Origin of the sequence: Hydrogenophaga palleronii (assembly GCF_031457455.1) — a bacterium.
Classification (GTDB): Bacteria; Pseudomonadota; Gammaproteobacteria; order Burkholderiales; family Burkholderiaceae_C; genus Hydrogenophaga; species Hydrogenophaga palleronii_A.
In genome coordinates, this window is sequence record NZ_JAVDWU010000002.1 from 40,809 (window position 1) to 67,544 (window position 26,736).

The following is a 26,736-nucleotide window of genomic DNA, read 5'->3' on the forward strand; positions in this document are numbered from 1 at the left end:
GCTCCGGCAGTATTTTTTTGATTCGTTTTTCTCGACCCCGCATTTTTGGAGACATCCATGAAAGTCATCACTGCCGACGAAGCCGGTGCCCTGATTCCTGACGACGCCACGATTTTCCTGGGTGGGCTGGCGGTGACCAGCCTGCCGGAAGAGGTGCTGCAGGGCGTGGAGCGCACGTTCCTGAGTTCGGGCCACCCGCGCAACGTGACCACCTGGGCCTGTGGCGCGGTGGGCAATTCGGGTGAGGCGGGCATGAAGCACTTTGCCCACAAGGGCATGATCAAGCGCGTGATTGCCGGGCACTTTGGCCAGACCGGCAAGGAGATGATGAAGATGGTGTTCGACGGCGAAGTCGAGGCCTACAACTTCCCGCAGGGTTCGCTCTCGCACCTCACACGCCAGATCGCCAACCGCTCGCCCGGCCTGCTGACCCAGGTGGGCCTGGGCACCTTCGTCGACCCGCGCCTGGAAGGCGGCAAGATGAACAGCCGTTCCACCGAAGACCTGGTCAAGCTGGTGGAGTTCGAAGGCCAGGAGTGGCTGTACTACGCACCGCCCAAGATCGACGTGGCCATCATCCGCGGCACGCTGGCCGACGAGCGCGGCAACATCACGCTGGACAAGGAAGGCATGCTGCTGGAGCAACTGTCGATTGCGCAGGCGGCCAAGCGCTGGGGTGGCATTGTGATTTGTCAGGTGGAGGCGGTGGTGCAAGCCGGCAGTCTGCACCCCAAGGCGGTGAAGGTACCTGGCCTGCTGGTGGACTATGTGGTGATCGGCAAGCCCGAGAACCACATGCAGAGCATCGCCACCCAGTTCAACCCCGCGCTGTGCGGCGACATCCGCGTGCCCACCGGCAGCATGGTGCCCATGCCGCTGGACGAGCGCAAGGTGATCGCGCGGCGCGCGGCCATGGAGGTCACGCCCGGTGACATCACCAACCTGGGCATCGGCATCCCGGCGGGCATTCCCACGGTGGCGGCGGAAGAGGGTGTCTCCGATCTGCTCACCCTGTCCATCGAATCCGGCGTGAACGGCGGTATACCCGCGCAACTGGGCGACTTCGGTCTGGCCTACAACGCCGAGTCCATCATTGAGCAAAGCGCCCAGTTCGATTTCTACGATGGCGGCGGGCTTGACGCCAGCTTCCTGGGCCTGGCGCAGACCGATGCACATGGCAACGTGAACGTGAGTAAGTTCAATGGGCGGCCGGTGGGTTGCGGTGGCTTTGTCAACATCACGCGTTCGACGAAGAAGCTGGTGTTCTGCGGAAGCTTTACCGCCGGTGGGCTGGATGTGAGGGTGGGCGATGGCAAGCTGACCATCGTCCAGGAAGGCAAGGCGCGCAAGTTCATTGACCAGGTGGAGCAGGTCACCTTCAACGGCCACGACGCCGCGCTGCGTGAGCAGCAGGTGGTGTTCATCACCGAACGCGCCGTGTTCCACCTGCGCGAAGACGGCCTGGAGCTGACGGAGATCGCGCCCGGCGTCGACCTGGAGCGCGATGTGCTGGCCCACATGGCCTTCAGGCCCATCATCAAAGATCTCAAGACCATGGATCCGGGCATCTTCAGTGAGAAGTGGGGTGGGCTGCGCGGTTTTCTGGGGAAGTGAAAAAACCGCAGCGCTTCGCGGTGCCTTTGCTCCGTCCCCCGCTAACGAATGGAGGAGGAAGGCGCCCTGTACCGCCTTGGAACCAGGACCTGTAGCACTTCCATTTAGGGGAAAGTCCTAGGCAGTCAGCACGCTAATTGTTATGGAAAATAACGAATTGGCGGCACCCCTGAACCCGTTGCCATTCAGACTTCTGGCCCGTATGCGGGCCTCAACCGGAGACACACACATGAAATCCTGGACATTTAAAGTGGCTGCTCTGACCTTGGCCATGTCGGCCAGCGCTGGCGCGTTCGCTCAGGAGGTCACCCTGCGCCTGCACCAGTTCCTGCCCCCACAGGGCACCGTGCCTTCCAAGGCGTTGACACCCTGGACCAAGAAGATCGAAGAGGAGTCCAAGGGTCGTATCAAGATCCAGATGTACAGCTCGATGCAACTGGGTGGCACGCCGCCGCAACTGTTCGACCAGGCGCGTGACGGGGTGGTCGACATCGTGTGGACCCTGCAGGGCTACACCCCTGGCCGTTTCCCCAAAACCGAAGTGTTTGAACTGCCGTTCATCGCGGGCCTGTCTGCAGAGAAGACCTCGCGTGCGCTCTGGGACTACGTCCAGAAAAATGCGATGGACGAGTACAAGGACGTGCATGTGCTGGCCTTGCACACCCATGGGCCTGGCCTGTTCCACACCAAGCAGCCGGTGACCGGTCTGGAAAGCCTGCGTGGCATGAAGATCCGCGGTGGTACGCGTGTGGTCAACAACATGCTGGTCAAGCTGGGTGCCACACCCGTGGGCATGCCGGTGCCGGCTGTGACTGAAGCGCTTTCCAAAGGCGTGCTGGATGGCACCACCATTCCCTGGGAGGTGGCACCGGCACTTAAGGTGCAGGAACTGGTGAAGAACCACACCACGTTTGCTGGTGACCGTGCTTTGTACGTCACCACCTTCGTTGTGGCCATGAACAAGTCCGCCTATCACAAGCTGCCGGCAGATCTGAAGAAGGTGATCGATGACAACTCAGGTGCCGAGTTCAGTGCCCTTATTGCACGCACGCAGGATGTGGGCGACAACGCCGGGCGTGACCTGGCCGTCAAGGCCGGCAATACGATCACCGAGCTGGACAAGGCGGAGGTGCAGCGTTGGCGCCGGACAGCCGGTGCGGTGGAGGCCGACTGGCTCAAGGACATGAAGGGCAAGAACATCGATGGCGACAAGCTGGTGAGCGAGGCCAAGGCGCTGATCGCGAACTACGAGAAGTGATGGCCCTCCGTGCCGCATGAGTGCAGGGACCAGGCCAGCGCGGAACCGGCTTTGCCGGGCCGCAGCTGGCGCCCCCTTGTGGGGGTGACGCCGCAGGCGGCGCGGGGGTGATTCAGAGGCCCCCCCACACCTCCTGCGCCGTCTCCACCACCAGCGCCAGCTTTCGGCGCTGGTCTTCCACGGCGATGTTGTTGCCGTGCACGGTGCTGGAGAAGCCGCACTGGGGTGACAGGCACAGCTGGTCCAGGGGAGCGTACGTCGACGCTTCTTCGATGCGGCGCTTGAGGTCGTCCTTGCTCTCCAACTGGCCGAACTTGGTGGTCACCAGGCCCAGCACCACGATCTTGCCGGGTTTGAGGAAGCGCAGCGGGCGGAAGTCGCCGCTTCGGTCGTCGTCGTACTCCATGAAATAGGCGTCCAGGTTCATCTCAGACAACAGCGCCTCTGCCACCGGTTCGTAGTTGCCGGCGGCCGCGTGGGTGCTCTTGAAGTTGCCCCGGCACAGGTGCATGGCCAGCGTCATGCCGGCCGGCTTGTGGGCCACCACCTTGTTGATGAAGCCCGCGTAGCGGTGCGGCAATTCGTTGGGGTCGTCGCCACGGCTGCGGGCGGCCTCGCGCATGCGCTCGTCGCACAGGTAGGCCATGTTGGTGTCGTCCATCTGTACGTAGGTGCAGCCTGCGTCGGCCAGGCTTTGCAGCTCTTCACCGTAGGCCTTGGCCACGTCGTCGTAGAACACCGGGTCAAGCTCGGGGTAGGCCTCTTTGCTGATGCCGGCGCGCCCGCCCCGGAAATGCAACATGGTGGGCGAGGGAATGGTCACCTTGGGCACCACCCCGGGCAGGCCCAGCGCGTCCACCTGGCCCTTCAGGTACTGGAAGTCGGCGAGCTGGATGTTCTTGGCGTGGCGGACCTTGTCGATCACACGAATCACCGGCGGTGCCAGTTCCTCGGTGCCGTCGGGCCGAACGATGGTGACCGGGATGTCGGTCTTGACGCCGCCCAGCTGTTCCAGAAAGTCGATGTGGAAATAGGTGCGACGGAACTCGCCGTCGGTGATCGACTGCAGCCCCACATCGGCCTGGAATTTCACGATCTCGGTGATCGCCCGGTCTTCCACCACGCGCAGCTGCTCGGCACTCAGGCTCTTCTTGTTGAAGAACTGGTCACGGGCTTCCAGCAGGTAGGCTGGTCGCAGAAAGCTGCCTACATGGTCGGCCCGGAACGGGGGGTGGGTACGCAGTGTCATGAGGTTCCTCAGGTGTGGTGTGACGGGGTAGATGTTGCACTGTGCCAGCCTTTGCTGGATACAGAAACATCAGGAAAACCCCAATACAGGGGCATTTGCTGCCTTGAACCCCGGGTTTCTGTATACATTGAAGGCCATGGACCCAGTGATTTCCGTTGCCGCGTCGACCGCTCCAGACATCCCCGCCGAGCGCCGCACCCCGGTGGGCGACGGGGCGGAAAGCGTGCAGGTGCGCGCGTTGCTGCAGTTGCGCGAACTGGTGCTTTCCGGCGAGCTGCCGGGGGGCTCGCGCATCGCCGAAATGGCCATCGTCGAGCGCCTGGGCGTATCGCGCACACCCGTGCGTGCCGCGCTGATGCGGCTGGAGCAGGAAGGCCTGTTGGCGGCATTGCCCAACGGCGGCTATGTGGTGCAGACTTTTTCTGAGAGCGATGTGGCCGACGCCATTGAACTGCGCGGCACGCTGGAGGGCCTGCTGGCGAGGCTGGCGGCCGAACGCGGGGTGCCGGGTGAGGATGTCTTGGAAGCGCGTGAGTGCCTGGCCGCGATCGACGAGGTGCTGGCCGCACCTGTGCTCGACGACGAAGCGTTTTCCCGCTACGTTGCGCTCAACAGCCGCTTCCACGCCCTGATTCGCGACATGGCGAAAAGCCCCACCATCGCCCGTCAACTGGAAAAGGTGTTCAGCCTGCCGTTTGCCTCACCTTCGGGCTTTGTGCTGACCAAGGCGCACTCGTCCCAGGCACGCGACATGCTCATCGTGGCGCAGGACCAGCACCACCAGGTGCTCGACGCGATCGAGCGCCGCGAAGGCGCACGTGCGGAGTTCATCCTGCGTGAACACGCCCGCCTGGCGCAACGCAATCTGCGAGAGGCCCTGGCTGCCCACGCCATTGGCCAGGCGCCCGCGTCCCTGCCTTCCTTCAAACTCATTCGCCGGCCCTGATCACATGGAAGCGCTTGACCAATACCGGCTCCCGCCCAGCTTTGCTGGCGGCGTTCTATGCCAAGCTGGCATAGCTGAAAGTCCCAATTACCTCTGGCGCATACGGCGCCATCCTTGCAAAGTGTGGGCTCCCTCATTTCCAGAAAACTTCGATCCGGGGTCGGCCCACACGCCCCTGGTTCGAACTCCCTTCCCTCGACAGGAGACAAATCCATGACATCCCCTTCCATCAAGCGGCGCACAGCCGTGTTGGCGCTGGCAGTGGCAGCAGCTGGCTCCATGGCAGGCTCGGCGCTCGCCCAGCAGCCTGTGACCCTTCGTCTCCATCAGATGCTGCCACCCCAGGCCACGATCCCGGCGCGCGCCCTGACGCCCTGGGCCGAGAAGGTTGAAGCGGAGTCGGGGGGGCGCATCAAGGTGCAGCTTTTCCATGCCATGCAACTGGGCGGCGCGCCTCCTCAGCTGTTCGACCAAGCGCGCGACGGCGTGGTCGACCTGACCTGGACCGTGCTGGGCTACACCCCGGGTCGATTCAACAAGGCCGAGGTGTTTGAACTGCCTTTCATGAGCGGTTCGGCAGAGGCTTCCTCGAGGGCCTTTCAGGAATATGTGGAGCAGTTCGCGGCAGACGAATTCCGCAGCGTCAAGCTGATCGCGGTGCACACGCATGGCCCTGGCCTGTTTCACACCAAGAACCCGGTCACCGGTCTGGAGAGCCTGCGTGGCATGAAGATTCGCGGCGGTTCGCGCATCATCAACAACATGCTGACCAAGCTGGGCGCGACGCCGGTGGGCATGCCAGTGCCGGCCGTGACGGAAGCCTTGTCCAAGGGGGTGATCGACGGCACCACGATTCCGTGGGAAGTGACGCCTGCCCTCAAGGTCTCTGAACTGGTCAAGAACCACACCACCTTCGCAGGCACCACCGGTCTGTACACCCAGACCTTCGCCTTCTCCATGAACCGCAATGCCTATGACCGCCTGCCTGCGGACCTGAAGAAGGTCATTGACGACAACTCCGGTATCGAGACCGCCGCGATGTTTGGTCGCGCCATGGACGAGGGCGACAAGGCGGGCCGCGCCATCGCCGTCAAGGCTGGCAACAACATCGTGGCGCTTGATGTCGCCGAGACGCAGCGGTGGCGCCGCACGGCCGCCACGGTTGAAACCGACTGGGTGGCAGAAATGAAGGGCAAGAACATCGATGGCGCCAAGCTCGCTGCCGAGGCGCGTGCGCTGATCGCGAAACATTCTCGCTGAGGCCTCCATACCCCGTGGCCGTCCCTATTGCTGGACGGCCATTTTTTCGGGTGCGGCATGGCGGGTGGGCACCCGGCTCAAGCCTGGCTGAGAGCTTGCAGCGGGTGTTGGGTGGGTCGACGGTTACGAATAGGTAAATTGATTAAATGATGCGAAACACTGCGGTATATTCTCTGCGCTTTGGTCGCCTGCTGGATTCCAGCGGTGCTGGGACCATGGGAGACAATGACCGGAATTTGCAGGGTGCCCGCCTGGGTCACGCCCTTCTGCTTCCTCTGCACTGGACCTCGCCCACAAGGAATTGATGATGACTGGTTGGATATACCGGATCGCGAACTGGACCGCCCTGATCGGTGGTTTGATGCTGTGCGCCCTGACGATCTTGATTGTGATCAGCGTCTCTGGGCGCGCCTTGATCGGTCTGGGCCTGGGGCCGGTGCCGGGTGACTTTGAACTGGTGGAAGTGGGCACGGCGCTCGCGGTGTTCTTTTTCCTGCCCTGGTGCTACCTCAAGGGCGGCCACGCCACGGTGGACCTGCTCTACATGCACTTGCCCAATGTGGCGCGCCGGGTGATCGACACCATCAGCGATGTGCTGATGCTGGCGGTATGGCTGATGCTCTCCTGGATGTTGTGGGAAGGCATGCTGGAAAAGCGCGAATACCAGGAAACCACGTTCATTCTCCAGATGCCCATCTGGTGGGCCTATGCCGTTTGCATGGTGGGCGCTGCGATTGGCTGCCTGTGCTACATCGCCAAGACACTGACCCAGTTCGGTATTGGCTCGGTGCCTGCCGGGTTCACCACCGACGGTGGTGGAAGCCACTGAGCATGCGCGACGCCCGCCCCCCAATCCCCGTTTCCCTGCCCAGCATGGGCGCATTGACCGCCCTCGTGCCGGTCTGCCTGAAAGCCTGAAATGTCCGGTATCGAACTCGCCGCTTGGTCCTTCCCCATCCTGCTGCTGATGATCTTCATCCGCATCCCGATCGGCCTGTCCATGCTCGTCTGCGGCCTGGTGGGCGCCGGCATCATCTACGGCAGCGCTGCGCCTATCCTCAACCAGCTCAAGCAAGTCACCTACAGCACTTTCTCGAATTACTCGCTCTCGGTCATTCCGCTCTTTCTCCTGATGGGCCAGTTTGCGGCGCTGGGAGGGTTGTCGCAGGCGCTTTTCAAGGCAGCAGAAGCCTGGATCGGTCACCGCAAGGGTGGGGTGGCCATGGCGGCCGTGGGCGCGTGTGCTGGCTTCGGCGCCATCTGTGGCTCTTCGCTGGCCACCGCCGCCACCATGGGCCAGGTGGCCCTGCCGGAACTCAAGCGCGCTGGCTATGCCGGTGGTATTTCCACCGCCACACTGGCCGCCGGTGGCACGCTGGGCATCCTGATTCCACCTTCCGTGGTGCTGGTGATCTACGCCATCCTGACCGAACAGAACATCGCCAAGCTGTTCCTGGCCGCCTTCGTGCCGGGCATTCTGGCGGCCATCGGCTACATGATCGTGATTGCGATCTACGCGCGTGTGCGCCCCAAGGAAATGGGCACCATGCCGCCCATGCCCATGAAAGACCGCTGGCTCGCCACCGCCAAGGTCTGGCCGGTGATGGTGATCTTTGTGGCCGTGGTGGGGGGCATCTACAGCGGCCTGTTCACACCCACCGAAGGTGCAGCCGTGGGCGCCTTCGGCACCGGCCTGGCTGCATGGTTCGCCGGTGGGCTGAACCGCAAGACCCTGTTGGGCGCCATCCTGGGTACGGCGATTGCCACTGGCATGATCTTCATGATCGTGCTGGGTGCGGGTGTCTACAACACCTTCCTGGCGCTGTCGCAACTGCCGCAGGAAGCTGCGTCCATGGTGGGGGGCTCCGGCCTGAATCCCTGGGTGGTGCTGGTGGCCATTCTGGTCATCTATGTGATCCTGGGTTGCTTCATGGACTCGCTGTCCATGATTCTGCTGACCATCCCGGTGTTCTTCCCCATCGTCACGGCGCTGGACTTCGGGCTGCCACCGGAAGAGTTCGCCATCTGGTTCGGCATTCTGGTGCTGATCGTGGTGGAGGTGGGCCTGATCACGCCGCCGGTGGGCATGAACCTGTTCGTGATCAATTCCATGGCCAAGGACGTGCCCATCATGGCCACCTACCGGGGTGTGATGCCGTTCGTGCTGAGCGACGTGATCCGCACCGCCATCCTGGTGGCGTTTCCCTCGATCACCGTGTTCGTGTTGCGCCTTTGATGTCGGCGTGCGCTGCGCTTACATGCGCAAACGAAGGGCCTGCCCAAGCAGGCCTTTTTTGTTGACACTTGACGCTTTCGATCACTGAGCCCAAGGAGACCCCCGATGCCCGTACCGTTCATTCGCCGACGCCATCTTCTCTCACTTGCTGCGCTGGGTCTGGGCATGACAGGTCTGGCACCCACCCTGGCCACTGCGCAGGCCACGTTCCCCAGCAAGAGCGTGCGCATCATCGTGCCGTTTGGGCCAGGCGGCGTGGGCGACCTCACGGCGCGCGCCGTGGGACAGAAGCTGGCAGAGCGGCTGGGCCAGCCAGTGGTGATCGAAAACCGGCCGGGTGCCGGTGGCGTGGCGGCCGCAGAGGCAGTGGCCCGTGCCGAGCCAGATGGCCACACCCTGTTCCTGATGTCCAACGGCACCGCCGTCACTGCGGGCTTGTTCAAGACGCTGCCATTCAACACGGTGAAAGACTTCAAGCCCATCTCCACACTGGGCTACTTTGACATCGCCGTGGTGTCGGGCACGGAAGCGCCTTACACCACACTGGCCGAGGTAATTGCGTATGCCAAGGCGAATCCCGGCAAGCTGAACGTGGGCAGCATCAACGTGGGCAGCACGCAGAACCTCACCGCCGAGTTGTTCAAGAGTTCGGCTGGTATCGATGTGCAAGTGGTGCCGTTCAACGGCACGCCCGCCCTGGTGGCCGCCCTGCGCGGGCGCCAGGTGGACGTGGCGGTGGAGATGCTGGGGCCGGTGTTGCCGCAGATCCATGCCGGCGCACTGAGGCCGCTGGCTGTGACTGGAGAGACCCGCTCCATCGTGCAGCCTCGTGTGCCCACGGCCAAGGAGGCCGGCGTGACAGGCCTGGTGGCCTCGTCCTGGAATGCACTGGCTGCGCCGGCTGGCACACCGCCTGCTGTGATCAACCGCCTGCACCGCGAAATCGTGGCTGCCCTGGGTGACGCCGAGGTGCAACAGCGCCTGCGCACACTCAATGTCGAAGCCAAGGCCTCCACGCCCGAGCAGGCGGCCGCGCTGCTGGCCGCTGACATCCTTCGATGGAGTGCCGTGATCGAGCGCGTCGGCATTCCGAAGCAATGAGCATCAAAGCGAGGAAGAGAGATGGACAACATGCGTGTGGGCTTTGTCGGGTTTGGAGAGGTGGGCCGCATCTTCACGGCCGGACTCAAGGCCGCTGGTGTGCCCTGGGTGGGCGCCTGGGATCTGAAATTCGACGAGCCCGCGTTGCGCGACGCCATGGTGGCGCCGGCGACGGCCAACGAGGTGGTGGTGTGTGACGGACTTGCCGCCTTGTGTGCCGAGGCCACGCTGGTGGTCTCGGCCGTGACCGCGTCGAACACGCTGGCGGTGGCACAGGCGGTGTCGGCCCACATCCGGCCCGGTGCGTTTTTCCTCGATCTGAATTCCGCGTCGCCCGGCACCAAGCAGCAGGCCGCAGCGCTGATTGATGCGGCGGGTGCGCGCTACGTGGAAGCCGGCGTGATGACCTCGGTGCCGCCCTATGGCATTCGTGTGCCCATGCTGCTGGGTGGCGCGCATGCGGCGACGTTGTTGCCCGCACTGCAGGCCTTGGGCATGGACGCGAAGATCGCCAGTGAAAAGCTCGGCGTGGCCTCGGCCACCAAAATGTGCCGCAGCGTGATGATCAAGGGGCTGGAAGCCCTGGTGCTGGAGAGCTATGCCACCGCACGCCATCACGGCGTGGAAGACGCCATGATCGCCACGCTGCAGGAAACCTTTCCCGGCATCGACTGGCAGCGCCAGGGCAGCTATTTTTTCAGCCGTGTGGCGCAGCACGGCAAGCGCCGGGCAGAAGAAATGCGCGAGGTGGCGCAGACCGTGCGCGAAGCGGGCTTTGATCCCTTCATGGCGTCGGCCATTGCCGACAAACATGACTGGATGGCCGGGAAGGCGCGCGACGGCTTGTTTGCCGACCTGAGCCACAAGGCCGAGTCGCTTTCCCCCTGGCAGGCCTACGCGGATCGCCTGCTGAATCGCCCGCCTGGCGACGCTGCGCAGTGAGCTTCCAGCTGCATGCTTGACATCTTCACCATCACCGGCCCGATCTACCTGTGTATCGCGGCCGGGTTTGCGAGTGTTCGCCTGGGCCTGTTCAGCGCCGCCGACATGCGGGTGCTGGGCCGTTTCGTGATCCAGATTGCCCTGCCGGCGCTGCTGTTCAACGCCCTCGCTTCGCGCCCGCTGACCGAGGTCATTCACCCGGGTTACCTCATGGCCTACGCCGTCGGTTCACTGGCGCTTCTGCTGGGGGCGCTGGCGTATGCCCGGCGTGTGCAAGGCAAACCGCTGACCGAGAGCGCCTATGTGGCCATGGGCATGACCTGCTCGAACAGTGGCTACGTGGGCTATCCGGTCATGCTGCTGGCTTTCGGCCCACTGGCGGGTGTCATTCTTGCGCTCAACCTGCTCGTGGAAAACCTGGCCAAGCTGCCGTTGCTGTTTGCGCTGGCCGACGCGGGCAGCCACCAGGGGCAAAGGCCATCGGTGGCCCAGGTGCTGAAGCAGACCGCCGCACGGCAGATCCGCAACCCGATGATCGTGGCCATTTGTGCCGGTTTTCTGGTGGCCCTCGTGGGTTTGCGCCTGCCCGACGTGCTCTCGCGCACCATCAACCTGTTCTCTGCAGCCAGCGGTGGGTTGGCTCTGTTCATCATCGGCGGCACCCTGGTGGGTCTGAAGGTCAAGGGACTGCGCAGGCAGGTGGCGATGATCACCGTGGGCAAGCTGGTGCTGCATCCTCTGGCGGTGTTTGGCGCCGTCGTGTTGCTGCCCTTGCTGGGTCTGCCGGCCGTCACCGGCGAGCTGCGCGCTGCGGCGGTTCTTTCCGCGGCCATGCCCATGCTGGGCATCTACCCCCTCCTGGCCCAGCGCCACGGCCTGGAAGGCTTCACGGCGGCAGCGCTGCTGGCCACAACGGCGACATCGTTCTTCACACTCAGCGCCATCTTGTGGATGGTGAAGGGTTGAGCCCTCGCGGCGCTGCGCGGCGGAAGGTCAGCCCAGAATTGTTTTGATGAGGTTCAGCGTGGCCTGCTGGGTCAGCGTGGCCGGGCGCATGGAGCTGGTGGCCAGGCACACGCGGGTGCGCAGTGGCGGGTCACAGATCGGTCGGGTCAGGTAGGCGGAAGGGCGGATCGAGCTGGCCACGGCGTTGCGTGAGAGCAGGGCGGCGCCGGCGCCATCGGCAACCAGATCCAGGATGGCAGACACGCCATCGATTTCAAGTACCACCTGCGGCCGGCAGCCGATGTTGGCCATTTCGCTTTCCACATGCATGCGGATGGCATTGGGCCGGCTGGGAATCACCAGGGGCAGCTTGGCCACTTCGGCCAGCGGAATCGGTGGCGCGGGAGGTTCCTCGGCCAAGCCGGCCGGGCGTTTCTGCACCAGAAACAGGTCTTCGTCGCGCAGCGGTGTGATCTCGATTTCCGGTGCGGGCAGGGCGTTGTAGAGCACCGCGATGTCCAGCCGGCCAGTGGCCAGCCATTCCTGCATGGTGGCCGACAAGCCTTCGCTGATCGACAGGCTGGCTTCGGGCAACTGCTGGCGGAACGCCCGCGTGAGTGGCACCGTGAGCACCCGTGCCAGGCTGGGTGGCAGGCCGATGGCCACGCGCCCGGCCAGCGAGCCGCGCACACGGCCCAGTTCTTCGCGCGCGCGCTCCACCTGATGCAGGATGCCGCGCCCGTGCTCCAGCAACAGCCGCCCCGCTTCAGTGGGCGTGGCGCCGCGGCCGTTGCGCACCAGCAGGTTCTGCCGCAGTTCCACTTCCAGCAGGCGCACCTGCCGCGAGAGCGCGGGCTGCGCCACATCCAGCGCCTGAGACGCCTTGGTGAAGCTGCCCAGTTCGGCCACGCGGACGAAGTACGCCAGTTGCTTGAGGTCCATGGACGGGGAGCTATATCAAACAGGAATGGCTAATAGTACGGTATTCCGCTTGTAGGTTTCCCTGAGGTGAGCACAATGCAACGCATGTCCGACACCGCTGTGTCCGCCCTGCGCGGGATTTCTTCCATGGCCACCCGACTGGTCCTGGCCGACCTGATCGCTGCCTACGCCCAACAGCAGCCTTCTGCACCTGCCATCTCCATCGAATCGGTGGGCGGTGTGGATGCAGCGCGGCGCGTGGCGGCTGACGAGCCCTTTGATCTGGTGGTGCTGGCGTCGGACGCAATCGACAAGCTTGAAGCCGCCGGCAAGGTATTGCCGGGCAGCCGCGTGGATCTGGTGCGCTCCGGCGTTGCGCTGGCCGTGCAGGCCGGCGCGCCGGAGCCCGACATCAGTTCCGAGGCCGCCGTGCGCCAGGCCGTGCTGACCGCTCGCAGTCTGAGCTATTCCACTGGCCCGAGCGGCGTCGCACTGGCCAGACTGTTTGAGCGCTGGGGCCTGGCCGATGTGCTGCGTGAGCGCATCGTGCAGGCTCCGCCCGGCGTACCCGTGGGCACGCTGGTGGCGCGAGGCGAGGTGGAGCTGGGTTTCCAGCAGCTCAGTGAGCTGCTGCATGTCGACGGCATCACCTTGCTCGGACCCTTGCCCGACGCCATCCAGATCACCACCACTTTTTCGGCGGCCATCTGCTGCACAGCCAGCCAGCCCGACGCGGCCCGTGCCTTCATCGCCTTCATGGCCTCGCCGGAGGCGATGGATGCCAAAAAGCGTCAGGGCATGGAGCCGGCCTGAACACACACCATTCACCCTGGAGACAACATGAGCCTCATCATCGACTGTCACGGTCACTACACCACGGCCCCCAAGGCGCTGGAAAACTGGCGCAACGCGCAGATCGCCGGCATCAAGGACCCGGCCGCCATGCCGAAGGTGGCCGACCTGAAGATCAGCGACGACGAGCTGCGCGAGTCCATCGAGACCAACCAGCTCAAGCTGATGAAGGAGCGCGGCAGCGACATCACGCTGTTCAGCCCGCGCGCCAGTTTCATGGCGCACCACATCGGCGACTTCAACGTCTCCAGCACCTGGGCCGCCATCTGCAACGAGCTGTGCTATCGCGTCTCCACCTTGTTCCCTGATCACTTCGTGCCCGTGGCCATGCTGCCGCAAAGCCCCGGCGTGGACCCGGCCACCTGCATTCCGGAACTTGAAAAGTGTGTGAAGGAATACGGTGCCGTGGGCATCAACCTGAACCCCGATCCGTCCGGCGGCCACTGGACCAGCCCGCCACTGACCGACAAACACTGGTACCCCATCTACGAGAAGATGGTGGAGCACGACCTGCCGGCCATGATCCACGTGAGCACGAGCTGCAACGCCTGCTTCCACACCACCGGCGCGCATTACCTGAACGCTGACACCACTGCCTTCATGCAGCTGATCCAGGGTGATCTGTTCAAGGACTTCCCCACACTGAAGTTCCTGATTCCCCATGGCGGCGGCGCCGTGCCCTACCACTGGGGCCGCTTCCGTGGCCTGGCCCAGGAAATGAAGAAGCCGCTGCTCAGCGAACACCTCATGAACAACGTGTACTTCGACACCTGCGTGTACCACCAGCCCGGTATCGACCTGCTCAACACCGTGATCCCGGTGAAGAACGTGCTGTTCGCCTCCGAAATGATCGGCGCGGTGCGTGGCATCGATCCCACCACCGGCCACTACTACGACGACACCAAGCGCTACATCGAGGCATCCACCATCCTGAGCGCGGAGGACAAGCACCAGATCTATGAAGGCAATGTGCGCCGTGTGTTCTCACGGCTGGATGCGCGCCTCAAAGCCAAAGGTCATTGAAGGAACGGACTTAACTCCCTCTCCCCTTGGGGAGAGGCTGGGGTGAGGGTTCTCGGCACGCCAACACCCTCACCCTGACCCTCTCCCCAAGGGGAGAGGGGAAATCGACAACAGGAGACTGAACATGTACGAACTCGGCGTTGTTTACCGCAACATCACCCGCGCAGACCGCGCAGCCGCAGACGGGCTCGCCGCCCTGGGCTCTGCCACCGTGCACGAAGCCATGGGCCGCGTCGGCCTGCTCAAGCCCTACATGCGCCCCATCTACCCGGGCGTGCAGGTCAGCGGCACGGCCGTGACTGTGTTGCTGCAACCCGGCGACAACTGGATGATGCACGTGGCCGCAGAGCAGATCCAGGCCGGCGACATCGTGGTGGCGGCGGTCACCGCTGAATGCACCGACGGCTACTTCGGCGACCTGCTGGCCACCAGTTTCCAGGCCCGCGGCGCGCGCGCCTTGATCATCGATGCCGGCGTGCGCGACGTGAAAACGCTGCAGGAGATGAACTTTCCTGTCTGGAGCAAGGCGATCAGCAGCAAGGGCACCATCAAGGCCACACTGGGCTCGGTGAACATTCCCATCGTGTGTGCCGGCATGCTGGTCACACCGGGTGATGTGATCGTGGCCGACGACGATGGTGTGGTCTGTGTGCCCGCCGCACGCGCTGCGGCCACGCTGGAGGCTGCCCAGAAGCGCGAAAGCTTTGAAGGCGAGAAGCGCGCCAAACTTGCCAGCGGTGTGCTGGGACTGGACATGTACAAGATGCGCGAGCCGCTGGCTGCGGCCGGCCTCAAATATATTGACTGACCCCCGCCGCGCTGCGCGCGACCCCCTTCCAGGGGGCAACACCAGCGGCCCGGCAAAGCCGGTTCCGCGGTGTTTCTTGAAAAATTCACCTCACTCCCAGGGATCAGCAAATGACGAAACCGACATCGGGCGACTTCACCAAGACTGCAGGCTGGCTTGACTGGTTTGAGGGCCCCAGCAAGCCGCGCTTCCAGGTACCGGCTGGCAGCGTGGATGCGCATTGCCACGTCTTCGGCCCCGGGGCTGAATTTCCCTACGCGCCCGAGCGCAAATACACCCCTTGCGACGCGAGCAAGCAGCAGCTGTACGCGTTGCGCGACCACCTGGGCTTTGCGCGCAATGTGGTGGTGCAGGCCACCTGCCATGGTGCCGACAACCGTGCCATGGTCGACGCGCTGGTGCACAGCAAGGGCAAGGCGCGGGGTGTGGCCACGGTCCGTCGCAGCATCAGCGATGAGGACCTTCAATCACTACACGAAGCGGGCGTGCGTGGTGTGCGCTTCAACTTCGTCAAGCGCCTGGTGGATTTCACGCCCAAGGACGAACTGATGGAAATCGCCGCGCGCATCCAGAAGCTGGGCTGGCATGTGGTGATCTACTTCGAAGCGGTGGACCTGCCCGATCTGTGGGACTTCTTCACCGCGCTGCCCACCACCGTGGTGGTCGACCACATGGGCCGGCCCGATGTGAGCAAGCCCGTGGACGGCCCCGAGTTCGAGCTGTTCCTGAAGTTCATGCGCCAGCACCCCAATGTGTGGAGCAAGGTGAGCTGCCCGGAGCGCCTGTCTGTGGCCGGCCCCAAAGCACTGAACGGTGAACAGGCGGCCTACCAGGACGTGGTGCCCTTTGCGCGCAAGGTGGTCGAAGAGTTCCCGGACCGCGTGCTCTGGGGCACCGACTGGCCACATCCCAACTTGAAAGACCACATGCCCGACGATGGCCTGCTGGTCGATTTCATTCCGCACATCGCGACAACGGCTGAATTGCAGAAAAAACTGCTGGTGGACAACCCCATGCGCCTTTACTGGCCGGAGGAAAACTGACATGGCACTCGACAAACCCTACAAGGACGTGCCCGGCACGACTATCTTCGACGCCGAGCAGTCCCGCAAGGGCTACTGGCTCAACCAGTTCTGCATGAGCCTCATGAAGGCCGAGAACCGCGAAAAATTCAAGGCCGACGAGCGCGCCTACCTGGACCAGTGGGCCATGACCGAGGAGCAGAAGCAGGCGGTGCTCGCGCGTGACCTCAACTGGTGCATCCGCCTGGGCGGCAACATCTACTTCCTGGCCAAGATCGGCGCCACCGACGGCAAGAGCTTCCAGCAGATGGCAGGCTCCATGACCGGCATGAGCGAAGAGGAGTACCGCAACATGATGATCGCTGGCGGCCGTTCTGCCGAGGGCAACCGCGTGGTGGGTGAAGACGGCGACGCGCAGGCGCACCGCCAACCCCAGGGTGCCGCAGGCAAAGCATTCTCGAACAAGGGCAACTGACATGGCACGCATCACCGCATCCGTCTACACCTCGCACGTCCCGGCCATTGGCGCTGCGCTCGACCTGGGCAAAACGCAGGAGCCTTACTGGCAACCTGTTTTCCAGGGCTACGAGTTCGGCAAGCAGTGGATGAAGGACAACAAGCCCGATGTCGTCTTTCTGGTCTACAACGACCACGCCACCGCCTTCAGTCTGGAGATGATTCCCACCTTCGCCATCGGCACGGCGGCCGAATTCCAGCCGGCTGACGAAGGCTGGGGGCCGCGCCCGGTGCCCAAGGTCATCGGCCATCCTGACCTGGCCTCGCACATCGCGCAGAGCGTGATCCAGCAGGACTTTGACCTCACCATCGTCAACAAGATGGACGTGGACCATGGCCTGACCGTGCCGCTGAGCCTGATGTGTGGCCAGCCCGAAGCCTGGCCCTGCCCGGTGATCCCGTTCGCAGTCAACGTGGTGCAGTACCCGGTGCCCAGTGGCCGTCGCTGCTACAACCTGGGCCAGGCCATCCGCAAGGCGGTGGAGAGTTTCGACGAAGACCTCAATGTGCACATCTGGGGCACCGGCGGCATGAGCCACCAGTTGCAGGGGCCGCGCGCCGGCCTCATCAACAAGGACTTCGACAACGCCTTTCTCGACAAGCTCATCAACGACCCCGAAGCCGCTGCCAGCATTCCGCACATCGACTACGTGCGCGAAGCGGGCAGCGAAGGCATTGAGCTGGTGATGTGGCTGATCGCTCGCGGCGCCATGGCCGATGTGGCCGGTGGCGCCAAGCCGAAGGTGGCGCAGCGCTTCTACCATGTGCCTGCGAGCAACACCGCGGTGGGGCACCTCATCCTCGAGAACAGCTGACATCTCTTACGCCCTCTCCCAAAAGGAGAGGGCGTCAATCCCCTCAAACAGGAGAACTGAACCATGACCATCAAAGTCGCCCTCGCCGGCGCTGGCGCTTTCGGCATCAAGCACCTGGACGGCATCAAGAACATCGACGGTGTGGAGGTGATCTCGCTCATCAGTCGCGACCTCGACAAGACCAAAGAGGTGGCTGACAAGTACGGCATCAAACACGTCACCACCGATCTGGCCGACAGCCTGGCGCTGAAAGAGCTGGACGCCGTGATCCTCTGCACCCCCACGCAGATGCACGCCGAGCAGACCCTTGCTTGCCTGAAAGCCGGCAAACACGTGCAGGTGGAAATCCCGCTGGCTGACAGCCTCAAGGGCGCCGAAGAAGTGGTGGCCCTGCAGAAGCAGACCGGCCTGGTGGCTATGTGCGGCCACACCCGCCGCTTCAACCCCAGCCACCAGTACGTGCACAACGAGATCACGGCGGGCAAGTTCAACATCCAGCAAATGGATGTGCAAACCTACTTCTTCCGCCGCACCAACACCAATGCGCTGGGCCAGCCACGCAGCTGGACCGACCACTTGCTGTGGCACCACGCCGCCCACACGGTGGATCTGTTCGCCTACCAGTGCGGTAGCCCCATTGTTCAAGCCAACGCCATCCAGGGCCCGATCCATCCCGCGCTGGGCATCGCCATGGACATGAGCATCCAGCTCAAGGCCGCCAGCGGCGCCATCTGCACGCTCAGCTTGAGCTTCAACAACGACGGCCCGCTGGGCACTTTCTTCCGCTACATCGGTGACACGGCCACCTACATCGCGCGCTACGACGACCTGTTCAATGGCAAGGAAGAAAAGATCGACGTGTCGAAGGTAGCGGTGAGCATGAACGGCATCGAACTGCAGGATCGCGAGTTTTTTGCCGCGATCAAGGAAGGGCGCGAACCCAATTCCAGCGTGGCGCAAGTGTTCAACTGCTACCAGGTGCTGCACCAGCTGGAGCAGCAGCTCAACGCAGGCTGAGCGTCGCGAACGGGGTGGGCTATGGGCGGCGACAATGAGCGCCGTATGTGGACCACCTCATGAACTGGAAAGCCGCTTTTTTCATCGCTGCGGTCGCCTTTGGCGCCTACCAGCACCAGGCCTCCCGGCCGGTGAAACCGCCCGCCGGTGTGCTGGCGGCCGAGGTGCCTCGGCAGGGCGGTACCAGGCAAGATGCGTTTGATTTCAATGGCTTCCGCGTGACGCCGCTGCATGATTTCTCGATCCAGGCGCGCGTGCTGGGCGTCGAAGAATACCGGTTCGACCGCGAAGCCAGCCTCTCACCCGTGGACCTGGCGCTGGGCTGGGGCCCCATGTCTGACAGCGAAGTGCTCCAGCACATCGACATTTCACAAAGTGGCCGCTTCTACTTCTGGCGCGGCAAGACCCTGCCGGTTCCCCAGCGTGACATCGAACGCTCCAGTGCCAACATGCACATGATCCCTGCCGACAAAGCCATCGAACGTCGACTCAAATCGGTGCGTGTGGGGCAGGTGGTGCGCATCGAAGGCTGGCTGGTGGAAGCCAGAAGCCCGGACGGATTCTTCTGGCGCAGCTCGCTTACGCGCGACGACACTGGCGCTGGCGCCTGTGAACTCATTTTTGTCAATAACCTCCAGGTCCTCTGAACCCTCAGGCCTGCTTACCGGAATATCCACTGATGCAACAACGTCAACTCGGCTCCTTCACCGTCAGCGCCATCGGCCTGGGCTGCATGAACATCTGCCATGCCTACGGCGCCCCCGTGTCCGAAGCGCAAGCCGAGCGCCTGCTGCTGGCCGCGCTGGATCAGGGGGTAACCCACTTCGACACCGCAGCGCTTTACGGCTTTGGCGCCAGCGAAACGCTGGTGGGCAAAGCGCTGTCAAAGCATCGCTCTCAGTTCACGCTCGCCAGCAAATGCGGCATGCAGGGCGTAGACGTGGCGGGCGACGGCAAGCTGGTGCGCGTGATCGACGGCCGCCCGGCCACGCTTCGGGCCACCTGCGAAGCCGCTTTGAAGCGACTGCGCACCGATGTGATCGACCTCTACTACCTGCATCGCTGGGACAAACAGGTGCCCATCGAAGACAGCGTGGGCGCGCTTTCTGACCTGGTGCGCGCGGGCAAGATCCAGACCATCGGACTGAGCGAGGTCTCAGCCGCCACCTTGCGCAAGGCGCATGCGGTGCATCCCATCACCGCCGTGCAGACCGAGTATTCGCTGTGGACGCGAAACCCCGAGATTGCCGTGCTCGATGCCTGCCGCGAACTGGGCACCGCCTTCGTGGCCTTCAGCCCGGTGGCGCGCGGTTTTCTGTGCGGCCCCATCGACGTGAGCACGCTCGACCCCAAAGACATCCGCCGCGGTATGCCGCGCTTCTCGCCCGAGAACCATGCGGCCAACCTGAAGTTGCTGCCGCCCTACATGGCCATCGCCGATGAGGTGGGTTGTACCCCGGCCCAGTTGGCCATTGCCTGGCTGCTCCACCAGGGCGAGCACATCCTGCCCATTCCCGGCACCGCCCGCGAAGACCACCTGAAGGACAACCTGGGCGCAAGCGATGTGAAGCTGGATGCCGCCACCCTGGTGAAGCTGGACGCGCTGATCAATCAGCAGACCGTGAGCGGCAATCGATACAACGACCAGTCGAACCGGGAAGTGGACACGGAAGTGTTTGCTTGACGCCCCGTGTGGGGTGCTGCGGAGGTCAAGCTACCTCGCGGGCCTCACACAGCTGATGTCACCTTCTTCGCAGCTGAGGTGGCGCTCCAGTTCGGCCGTGCGTTCGCGTGTCATGCGTGCCTGGCACTGCCAGAGCACCATGGGTGCGGCACTGCCTCCCGCCACCGCGTTCTGTTCGAACTCGCAAGCCTTGGTGCGGAACTGCATCCATTCGGTCTGCACCTGTCGCAGCAACTGCCGCTGCTTGTTGCCCACGCTTTGTGAGAGTTTGCGGTAGCTGGCGCTGTAGGCAGCGCTGGCGGCTTCGAAGTCTTGCTGGGCGCAGGCGTTGAGCTGCATCTGTGTCGTCGCCTCTGCCGCGCAGTCCGCCACTTCGCTGGCAGGTGTCTGCGCGGTGGACAGTGCAATGCTGAAACATGCGGCCAGGCTCAGCACCCAGGTGCGCGGAGACAAGAAAACACCAAATGTCATGCAAAGGCTCCCGGCACCGAAGGGTGCGAAAGCGCCCATTGTGCCCAGGCTCACGCCCCGCCGCGAAACAGCGAGAAGCCCCAGGCGGTGAACTTGAACGGCAAGTGGTAGTGCTGCGCCGTGTCAGCGATGTGGAAGCGGTAGGGCACCCGCTCCAGGAAGGCCGGTGAAGGTACGACGTCACCGCGCGCCCGGTAGTAGCCGCCCACGTCGAACATCACCTCGTAGCCACCCGCGGTGATGGCTTCGCTCATCAACACCGGGTGTTGCAGCAGGCCGTTGTCGGCAATGCATCCTTCGGCTAGCAGGGGCGACAAGGGTTCACCTTGCGCCGAGAGCCGCCGAAGCTCCACGCGCATGCCCACCGCCAACTTGCCGTTGGCCACGTCCACACAGTGAATGGAAATACCGCCCCCCATCAGTTCAGCTTGGCACCGGTGGCTTTCACCGCCGGCCCCCAGTCGGCCACCTGCTTGTCCACGAAGGCCGCGAATTCCGGCTGGCTCATCTTGTCCACGGCAATGCCCATTTCTTCAAAGCGTTTGAGGATGGTGGGCTGCATGATGACCTCGCTCACCGCCTTGTGCACCTTGTCGATCACCTCTTGGGGCACTCCGGCCGGGGCAGACACGCCCAGGAAGTTCTCGGCCAGCAGTGTGGCAAAGCCCGCTTCGCCCACCGTGGGCACATCGGGCGCCAGCGGCATGCGCGCGCGCGATGTCACCGCCAATCCATTGAGTCGCTTGTCTTTCATGTAGGGCACATTCTGCGTCAGTGTGTCCACCGCGAACTGCAGCGTGCCGCCCAGCAGATCGCTGTGCATGGGGCCTGATCCCCGGTAGGGCACATGCTCCATGTTCAGCCCTTGCTGCTGCTTGAACATCTCGCCCACGATGTGGCCGATGGAACCCACGCCGCCCGAACCATAGTTCACGGGCTTGCTTTGCACCTTGATCCACTTCACCAGTTCGGGAAGGGTGCGCGCCGGCACCGAGGGGTGTACCACGAACACATTGGGCACCGAACCGATGTAGGCGATGTGCGTGAAGCTTTTGATGGGGTCGTAGGTGGGTTTGTCGAGCATGAAGGGTGAGATGCTGATGGGTGCGGTGTTTGAGAGCAGCAGTGTGTAGCCATCCGGCGCAGCCTTGGCCACCTCGTAGCCGCCAATGGTGCTGCCACCACCGGGCTTGTTCTCCACGATCACGGGCTGGCCCAGTTTCTCCTGCAGACCTGGCTGGATCAGGCGCGCCACGATGTCCGACGAGCCACCCGGCGCGAAGGTCACCACCACGCGGATCGGCCGTTGCGGCCAGGTCTGGGCCTGCACGCTGGTGGTGGCCATGGCGAGCAGGCCGATCGCGGCCGCGGTCAGCATGAATTGGCGCTTGCTGGTTTTCATGAAAGGCTCCTGAGGGGGGTGGAAACGAGGGACAAGGTGTGGGTGGTGGTTTCAAGCAGCACGGTGCGTGCCAGACGCCCGCGCATCACTTCACAAACCTGCAGCAGCGATACGGCGAGTTCGGTCTCCGGGTCGTTGTGCAGGCGTTGTTCAAAGCTGCGGAAGACGTCGGCCAGTGAGCCGTGCAGCCGCATGGCCGCCACATAGGGAAAACCGAAGCGTTCGCGGTAGCGCCGGTTCAGGTCGGTCAGGCGGGCCACGTCGTCGGGGTGCAGGTCGAGCAGGCCCAGTCGGCCCTGCTCGCTGTTGGAGTCGGCAGTCATGGTGCCTGCGGTTGCCTCGCTGCCTGCCAGCTCCGGGTGCACGCGCAGCAGGGCCAGTTGCTGCGACCGCGGGGCCAGTCGGATGGCGCGGGCCAGCGCGTCGTACAGAGCGTCCAGGTTGGCGAAAGGGCGATCGCCCCAGGCCCGGCGGGCCACCCAGGGCGAGTGTTCCACCACGCCGCCCAGCAGGTCGCAGAAGGCTTCCTGGTCCAGCGTGTTGAGCGTGGCCAGATGAATGGGGGGCAGGTGTTTCGAGGTCATTCCGGGGTGCAGTTTGTGGCTTCGACTGTGTTGCTGTCCAGCGCATAATTTGCATCCCATATCCCTAATATTTAGAACGCAGCCAAGGAACCCGCATGCCTGCCCAGAGCCCGTTGCATCCCAAGGCCTTGCGCTACCTCACGGCCGTGGCCCAGCTCGGCTCGGTGCAGGCCGCCGCGCGCGAGGTGTCCATTTCTGCCTCGGCCATCGACCGGCAGATCCTGTTGCTGGAAGAGAGTCTGGGCGTGCCCCTGTTCGAACGCCAGCCGCGCGGGATGCGGCTCACCGCTGCGGGCGAGTTGCTGCTGGCGCTGTCGCTGCGTTGGCGGGCCGACCTGAACCGCACACTGTCCGACATCCAGCACCTGCAGGGGGTGAGCCATGGGCAACTGCGGCTGGCCGTGATGGACAGCCACGCCAATGGCCTCATGCCGGAGTTTGTGCACACCGTGGCCACCGAATACCCGGGCGTGGTGCTCGATGTGGAGGTGGTCAATACCGACGACGCGCTGCGCCACCTGCAGGACGGCGATGTGGACCTGACCGTGGCCTTCAACGTGAAGCCTGGCCGCGACCTGCACATCGTCAGCACCGCCGACCTGCCGCTGGGCTGTGTGGTGGCATCCGGTCATCCGCTGGCGGTGCAGAAGCACGCCACGTTCAAGGACGTGGCCGCCTGGCCGCTGGCCGCGCAAAGCCGTGCACTGGCAATCCGGCGCTACCTGGAGCGCCGCCACAACTGGTTGCTGGAAGAGGCCCGTCCGCCTTTGGTGACGAATTCGCTGCAGTTGGTGAAGTCACTGGTGCGCAGTGGCAGCCATGTGGCGCTGACGTCCGAACTCGATGCCGGCCCGGAAATCCTGGACGGCAGTCTGCGCTTCATACCGCTGCGCGACAAGAGTGCGCAGGCCCAAACGGTGGCCGTGGTGATCAGTGCCAATCGACCGCTGTCACGCATCGGGCGCGTGGTGGCCGAGCGGCTGGGCGCGCATGTGCAGGCCTACCTGGCCAGGGTGAGAGCGATCCGGCACTGAAAAAAAACGATACAAAGCGAAACGGCGGCGAGACGACGCGCACAGCGCCACCCGGCACCATGACGGTCATGTTCAACCCCTCCTTCTATTCAAGGAAACCGTCATGAAAACCTGGATCAAACGCACCTTCATCGGCGCCCTCAGCGCCACCGTTCTGGTGGGTGGCCTGACCGCCTGCGGCTCTCGCGGCGAGCACCGCCACGGGGGCGGCTGGAGCGAAGAGCGCATCACCGAAATGCGCGGCAAGGCCATCCAAAAGGTCAGCGAAAAACTTGAACTCAACGAAGCGCAGAAGCAGAAGCTGGGCGTGCTGGCCGACGAGATGCTGGCACAGCGCAAGGCTTTGCGCGGCGACACCGCCAACCCGCGCGCCGAAATGCAGGCCCTCATCGCAGGCGAGAAGTTCGACCGCACCCGTGCACAGACTTTGCTGGAGCAAAAGACCCAGGCCGTGCAGGCCGGTGGTCCGCGCGTGATCGCCGCCATGGCCGATTTCTACGACAGCCTCACCCCCACACAGCAAGCCCAGGTGCGCGAGAAGATGGAGAAGCGCCGCGGCTGGTGGAAACGCGGCTGAGGCGGCACGCCATGTCGCCCGCTTTGTTGCCCATAGCGCGCCCCCTGCGCGAGCACGGCCCGGCCCTGCTTGCGCAGGTGCCCAACCCGCACGAAGAAGTATTGGCCATGGTGTGGGGCCCGCGCTTCGACCGTGAACATGCCTTGTGGCTGTGGTCACGACTGTCGCGGCTGGCCCCAGGCGCTGCGGTGCCCGTGCTGCCCGAACTGCTGGCCACCGCCGACCGCTACGACGCGATGGACCTGACCGACCAGCGCCGCGTGCGCCGCCTGATCATGCGCCATCGCGCACTCTGTGGCGCTGCGGCCGGCCGGGTGATGTGAGAATGCCGCATGCACCGCGTTTTGCTGATCGATGACGATGAACAACTGGGGCCACCGCTGGCCACTTACTTCCAGCGCTTTGAGCTGGAGCTGAGCCACGCGCTGCGCCCCAGCGACGGCCTGGCCCGGCTGCGCAGTGGCGGGTTCGACGCCGCCATTCTGGACGTGATGCTGCCCGAGATGGACGGCTTTGAACTCTGCCGCACCATCCGCAAGGAAAGCGACATTCCCATCGTCATGCTCACCGCGCGCGGCGATGTGATGGACCGTGTGGTGGGCCTGGAACTCGGCGCCGATGCCTACCTGCCCAAACCCTTCGAGCCGCGCGAACTGGTGGCGCACATCCAGACCGTGCTGCGCCGTCGCAATGGCCACAATGGTCCGGCAACCGCGCAGGCACCCGGGGTGCTGGCTTTTGAAGGTCTCACCATCGACCCCACCCAGCGCAGCGTGCTGCGCCAGGGTCAGGCGCTGGACCTGACCAGCACCGAATTCGACCTGTTGCTCCTGCTCGCACGCGAGGCGGGTCGCGTGTTCAGTCGCGACGACATCCTGAACCAGCTGCGCGGACACGACGCCGAGCTCTATACCCGTGCGGTCGACATCGTGGTGAGCCGCCTGCGCAAGAAACTTGAACCGCTGGACTGCATCAAGACACTGCGCAACGCTGGCTATTCCCTGGCACTGCGCCGGCTCTCGCAGTGAAGCCCTCATTGAAGCTGCCCTGGTACCGCCGCGCCCTGCACGCGCTGCGCTGCTCGCTCAAGCTGCGGCTGATGCTGGTGTTTCTGCTGCTGGCCATGGGCGTGGCTTTTACGTTCATCAGCGGTGCACAAAAGGCGTTTTCCATGGGCTGGCGCGAAGCGGCGAGACCATTGCTCATGGACTATGTGGATCGACTGGCCACCGACATCGCGCCAGCTGGCGGACCACCGCAGATTGAACGCGCCCAGGCCGTGATGAACCGCCTGCCCATCACCGTGGACATCACCGGGCCGATCGTCAACTGGCGCTCACACCCCGACCAAGCCGAGCCCTACTGGCGCAAGGAACGCGGCAATGACCGTGGGCGCAGAGCCTGGGACGACGAACCCGACTGGGAGCCGCTGCTGGTGCGCCAGACGGCCGACGGGCACCGCATTTCCTTTGGCATGGACGAAGCCACCCTCAAGAAGCGGCCCAAGGTGATTGGCTACACACTCGCCGCACTGCTGGTGCTCACGCTGCTGGCGTTCCTGTATGTGCGCCGCCTGCTGCGTCCGCTGGACGACATCCGCCAGGGCGCCCTGCGTTTTGGCTCCGGCGAATTCGGCGTGCCCATTCCCGTGAAGCACCCGAAGCGGCCCGACGAGCTGGGCGAGCTGGCCGCCACCATCAACACCATGGGCCACGATATCCACCAGATGCTCGAAGCCCAGCGCGCACTGCTGCTGGCCATCAGCCACGAACTGCGCAGCCCGCTCACACGCGCAAGGCTGAACACCGAACTGCTACCCGAAACGCCCGAGGTACTGGCCCAGCGTCAGGCCCTGCTGCGCGACTTGGCCGAGATGGCGCGGCTCATCAGCGACCTGCTGGAAAGCGAGCGCCTGGCGGGGCGCCACCAGGCCCTGCACCGCGAACCCACCGATCCCGTGGCTTTGGCCTACGAACTCATCGAAGAACTCGCCACCACCCAGCCCGCCGCCCACAGCATCACCGTGCACGCCGCACCGGACGTGCCCACCATTGCACTGGACCGCACCCGCGTGCGCCTGCTGCTGCGCAACCTGCTCGACAACGCACTGCGCCACAGCGCCGGCGCCCCACAAGCGGTGGAGCTGCACCTGCGCCCCCACGGTGTGGACGGGCAGGGGGTTGAACTGGAAGTGCGCGACCACGGCCCCGGCGTGCCCGACGACCAGTTGCCCCAGCTGGCACAAGCCTTCTTCCGCCCCGACACAGCGCGCACCCGTGCCGCCGGTGGCGTGGGGCTGGGCTTGTACCTGTGCCGTCTGGTGGCGCAGGCGCACGGGGGCACGTTCGCGGTGCGCAATGCCAAGCCTGGTCTGGCGGTGACGGTCACGCTTCCGCCGGGCTGAGTGACTCCATTCGTCGCCGGCTTGATGAGGGTCAGCCCGCGCCAGCGCAGGCCGT

29 protein-coding genes are annotated in these 26,736 nt (G+C 64.2%); 23 read left to right on the forward strand and 6 right to left on the reverse strand.

Annotation, left to right across the window (positions count from 1 at the left end):
• The first annotated feature begins 57 nt into the window (after positions 1–57).
• Both J2W49_RS04785 and J2W49_RS04790 read left to right on the forward strand, forming a co-directional pair.
• Positions 58–1,614: an acyl CoA:acetate/3-ketoacid CoA transferase gene (locus J2W49_RS04785; RefSeq protein ID WP_310312314.1), complete on the forward strand. Its 1,557-nt coding sequence runs from the start codon at positions 58–60 to the stop codon at positions 1,612–1,614.
• 229 nt (positions 1,615–1,843) lie between these two features.
• Positions 1,844–2,872: a TRAP transporter substrate-binding protein gene (locus J2W49_RS04790; RefSeq protein ID WP_310312318.1), complete on the forward strand. Its 1,029-nt coding sequence runs from the start codon at positions 1,844–1,846 to the stop codon at positions 2,870–2,872.
• 112 nt (positions 2,873–2,984) lie between these two features.
• Here the strand turns inward: J2W49_RS04790 and J2W49_RS04795 are convergent, their stop codons facing one another.
• On the reverse strand, positions 2,985–4,121 hold the full coding sequence (locus J2W49_RS04795; RefSeq protein ID WP_310312321.1) for a 5-methyltetrahydropteroyltriglutamate--homocysteine S-methyltransferase: 1,137 nt from the start codon (positions 4,119–4,121) through the stop codon (positions 2,985–2,987).
• Between the two features lie 136 nt (positions 4,122–4,257).
• Here J2W49_RS04795 and J2W49_RS04800 point away from each other — a divergent pair, with 136 nt between their 5' ends.
• From J2W49_RS04800 to J2W49_RS04830, 7 genes are all read left to right on the forward strand, one after another.
• Positions 4,258–5,067 carry a GntR family transcriptional regulator gene (locus J2W49_RS04800; protein WP_310312323.1) on the forward strand — a complete coding sequence of 270 codons (810 nt, stop codon included), beginning with the start codon at positions 4,258–4,260 and terminating at the stop codon, positions 5,065–5,067.
• A 213-nt stretch (positions 5,068–5,280) separates the two neighbouring features.
• Positions 5,281–6,327, forward strand: a complete 1,047-nt coding sequence (locus tag J2W49_RS04805; protein ID WP_310312325.1) for a TRAP transporter substrate-binding protein — start codon at positions 5,281–5,283, stop codon at positions 6,325–6,327.
• A gap of 307 nt (positions 6,328–6,634) precedes the next feature.
• Complete coding sequence (locus J2W49_RS04810; RefSeq protein ID WP_310312327.1) at positions 6,635–7,156, forward strand: TRAP transporter small permease; 522 nt, start codon at positions 6,635–6,637, stop codon at positions 7,154–7,156.
• A 90-nt stretch (positions 7,157–7,246) separates the two neighbouring features.
• Positions 7,247–8,563, forward strand: a complete 1,317-nt coding sequence (locus J2W49_RS04815; protein WP_310312329.1) for a TRAP transporter large permease — start codon at positions 7,247–7,249, stop codon at positions 8,561–8,563.
• A gap of 105 nt (positions 8,564–8,668) precedes the next feature.
• Entirely contained in the window at positions 8,669–9,664 is a 996-nt protein-coding gene (locus J2W49_RS04820; RefSeq protein WP_405000989.1) for a Bug family tripartite tricarboxylate transporter substrate binding protein, read from the forward strand.
• Positions 9,665–9,685: 21 nt separating this feature from the next.
• On the forward strand, positions 9,686–10,606 hold the full coding sequence (locus J2W49_RS04825; protein ID WP_310312332.1) for an NAD(P)-dependent oxidoreductase: 921 nt from the start codon (positions 9,686–9,688) through the stop codon (positions 10,604–10,606).
• A 12-nt stretch (positions 10,607–10,618) separates the two neighbouring features.
• On the forward strand, positions 10,619–11,572 hold the full coding sequence (locus tag J2W49_RS04830; protein ID WP_310312335.1) for an AEC family transporter: 954 nt from the start codon (positions 10,619–10,621) through the stop codon (positions 11,570–11,572).
• Positions 11,573–11,599: 27 nt separating this feature from the next.
• Here J2W49_RS04830 and J2W49_RS04835 read toward each other — a convergent pair whose 3' ends face one another.
• The gene (locus tag J2W49_RS04835; RefSeq protein WP_310312338.1) at positions 11,600–12,493 is read right to left on the reverse strand and encodes a LysR substrate-binding domain-containing protein; all 894 of its coding nucleotides are present in this window, start codon (positions 12,491–12,493) and stop codon (positions 11,600–11,602) included.
• A gap of 75 nt (positions 12,494–12,568) precedes the next feature.
• Between J2W49_RS04835 and J2W49_RS04840 the strand changes: the two genes are divergently transcribed.
• From J2W49_RS04840 to J2W49_RS04880, 9 genes are all read left to right on the forward strand, one after another.
• On the forward strand, positions 12,569–13,285 hold the full coding sequence (locus J2W49_RS04840; RefSeq protein ID WP_405000990.1) for a substrate-binding domain-containing protein: 717 nt from the start codon (positions 12,569–12,571) through the stop codon (positions 13,283–13,285).
• 27 nt (positions 13,286–13,312) lie between these two features.
• Positions 13,313–14,347, forward strand: coding sequence for an amidohydrolase family protein (locus J2W49_RS04845; RefSeq protein ID WP_310312345.1), 1,035 nt, complete (start codon positions 13,313–13,315; stop codon positions 14,345–14,347).
• A gap of 124 nt (positions 14,348–14,471) precedes the next feature.
• Positions 14,472–15,155 (forward strand): 4-carboxy-4-hydroxy-2-oxoadipate aldolase/oxaloacetate decarboxylase, encoded by a 684-nt coding sequence (gene ligK / locus J2W49_RS04850; RefSeq protein WP_310312348.1) that lies wholly within the window; start codon positions 14,472–14,474, stop codon positions 15,153–15,155.
• Between the two features lie 110 nt (positions 15,156–15,265).
• Positions 15,266–16,198: an amidohydrolase family protein gene (locus tag J2W49_RS04855; RefSeq protein WP_310312351.1), complete on the forward strand. Its 933-nt coding sequence runs from the start codon at positions 15,266–15,268 to the stop codon at positions 16,196–16,198.
• A gap of 1 nt (position 16,199) precedes the next feature.
• Positions 16,200–16,652, forward strand: a complete 453-nt coding sequence (gene ligA, locus J2W49_RS04860; protein WP_310312354.1) for a protocatechuate 4,5-dioxygenase subunit alpha — start codon at positions 16,200–16,202, stop codon at positions 16,650–16,652.
• Position 16,653: 1 nt separating this feature from the next.
• Positions 16,654–17,508: a class III extradiol dioxygenase subunit beta gene (locus J2W49_RS04865; RefSeq protein ID WP_310312356.1), complete on the forward strand. Its 855-nt coding sequence runs from the start codon at positions 16,654–16,656 to the stop codon at positions 17,506–17,508.
• Positions 17,509–17,571: 63 nt separating this feature from the next.
• Entirely contained in the window at positions 17,572–18,525 is a 954-nt protein-coding gene (locus J2W49_RS04870) for a Gfo/Idh/MocA family oxidoreductase (RefSeq protein WP_310312360.1), read from the forward strand.
• Positions 18,526–18,584: 59 nt separating this feature from the next.
• On the forward strand, positions 18,585–19,172 hold the full coding sequence (locus J2W49_RS04875) for a hypothetical protein (RefSeq protein WP_310312363.1): 588 nt from the start codon (positions 18,585–18,587) through the stop codon (positions 19,170–19,172).
• A gap of 32 nt (positions 19,173–19,204) precedes the next feature.
• The gene (locus J2W49_RS04880) at positions 19,205–20,209 is read left to right on the forward strand and encodes an aldo/keto reductase (RefSeq protein WP_310312366.1); all 1,005 of its coding nucleotides are present in this window, start codon (positions 19,205–19,207) and stop codon (positions 20,207–20,209) included.
• Positions 20,210–20,239: 30 nt separating this feature from the next.
• Here J2W49_RS04880 and J2W49_RS04885 read toward each other — a convergent pair whose 3' ends face one another.
• From J2W49_RS04885 to uraD, 4 genes are read right to left on the reverse strand one after another with little or no spacing between them, the layout of a single operon-like run.
• The gene (locus J2W49_RS04885; protein ID WP_310312369.1) at positions 20,240–20,680 is read right to left on the reverse strand and encodes a lysozyme inhibitor LprI family protein; all 441 of its coding nucleotides are present in this window, start codon (positions 20,678–20,680) and stop codon (positions 20,240–20,242) included.
• Positions 20,681–20,730: 50 nt separating this feature from the next.
• Complete coding sequence (locus tag J2W49_RS04890) at positions 20,731–21,099, reverse strand: hydroxyisourate hydrolase (protein ID WP_310312371.1); 369 nt, start codon at positions 21,097–21,099, stop codon at positions 20,731–20,733.
• Positions 21,099–22,082, reverse strand: coding sequence for a Bug family tripartite tricarboxylate transporter substrate binding protein (locus J2W49_RS04895; RefSeq protein ID WP_310312373.1), 984 nt, complete (start codon positions 22,080–22,082; stop codon positions 21,099–21,101). Before J2W49_RS04895 ends, J2W49_RS04890 begins: the two co-directional genes overlap by 1 nt.
• The gene (gene uraD, locus J2W49_RS04900) at positions 22,079–22,666 is read right to left on the reverse strand and encodes a 2-oxo-4-hydroxy-4-carboxy-5-ureidoimidazoline decarboxylase (protein ID WP_310312376.1); all 588 of its coding nucleotides are present in this window, start codon (positions 22,664–22,666) and stop codon (positions 22,079–22,081) included. The genes J2W49_RS04895 and uraD overlap by 4 nt, the downstream gene beginning before the upstream one ends.
• A 95-nt stretch (positions 22,667–22,761) precedes the next feature.
• Here uraD and J2W49_RS04905 point away from each other — a divergent pair, with 95 nt between their 5' ends.
• The 5 genes from J2W49_RS04905 (at position 22,762) to J2W49_RS04925 (ending at position 26,681) form a co-directional block, all read left to right on the forward strand.
• Positions 22,762–23,700, forward strand: coding sequence for a LysR family transcriptional regulator (locus J2W49_RS04905; protein ID WP_310312379.1), 939 nt, complete (start codon positions 22,762–22,764; stop codon positions 23,698–23,700).
• A gap of 103 nt (positions 23,701–23,803) precedes the next feature.
• Complete coding sequence (locus J2W49_RS04910) at positions 23,804–24,277, forward strand: Spy/CpxP family protein refolding chaperone (RefSeq protein WP_310312382.1); 474 nt, start codon at positions 23,804–23,806, stop codon at positions 24,275–24,277.
• A gap of 11 nt (positions 24,278–24,288) precedes the next feature.
• The gene (locus tag J2W49_RS04915; protein WP_310312385.1) at positions 24,289–24,600 is read left to right on the forward strand and encodes a hypothetical protein; all 312 of its coding nucleotides are present in this window, start codon (positions 24,289–24,291) and stop codon (positions 24,598–24,600) included.
• 9 nt (positions 24,601–24,609) lie between these two features.
• A complete protein-coding gene (locus J2W49_RS04920) occupies positions 24,610–25,305 on the forward strand; it encodes a response regulator transcription factor (protein ID WP_310312387.1) in 696 nt (231 codons plus the stop codon).
• Positions 25,306–25,313: 8 nt separating this feature from the next.
• Complete coding sequence (locus tag J2W49_RS04925) at positions 25,314–26,681, forward strand: HAMP domain-containing sensor histidine kinase (RefSeq protein WP_473092260.1); 1,368 nt, start codon at positions 25,314–25,316, stop codon at positions 26,679–26,681.
• Positions 26,682–26,736: the final 55 nt, after the last annotated feature.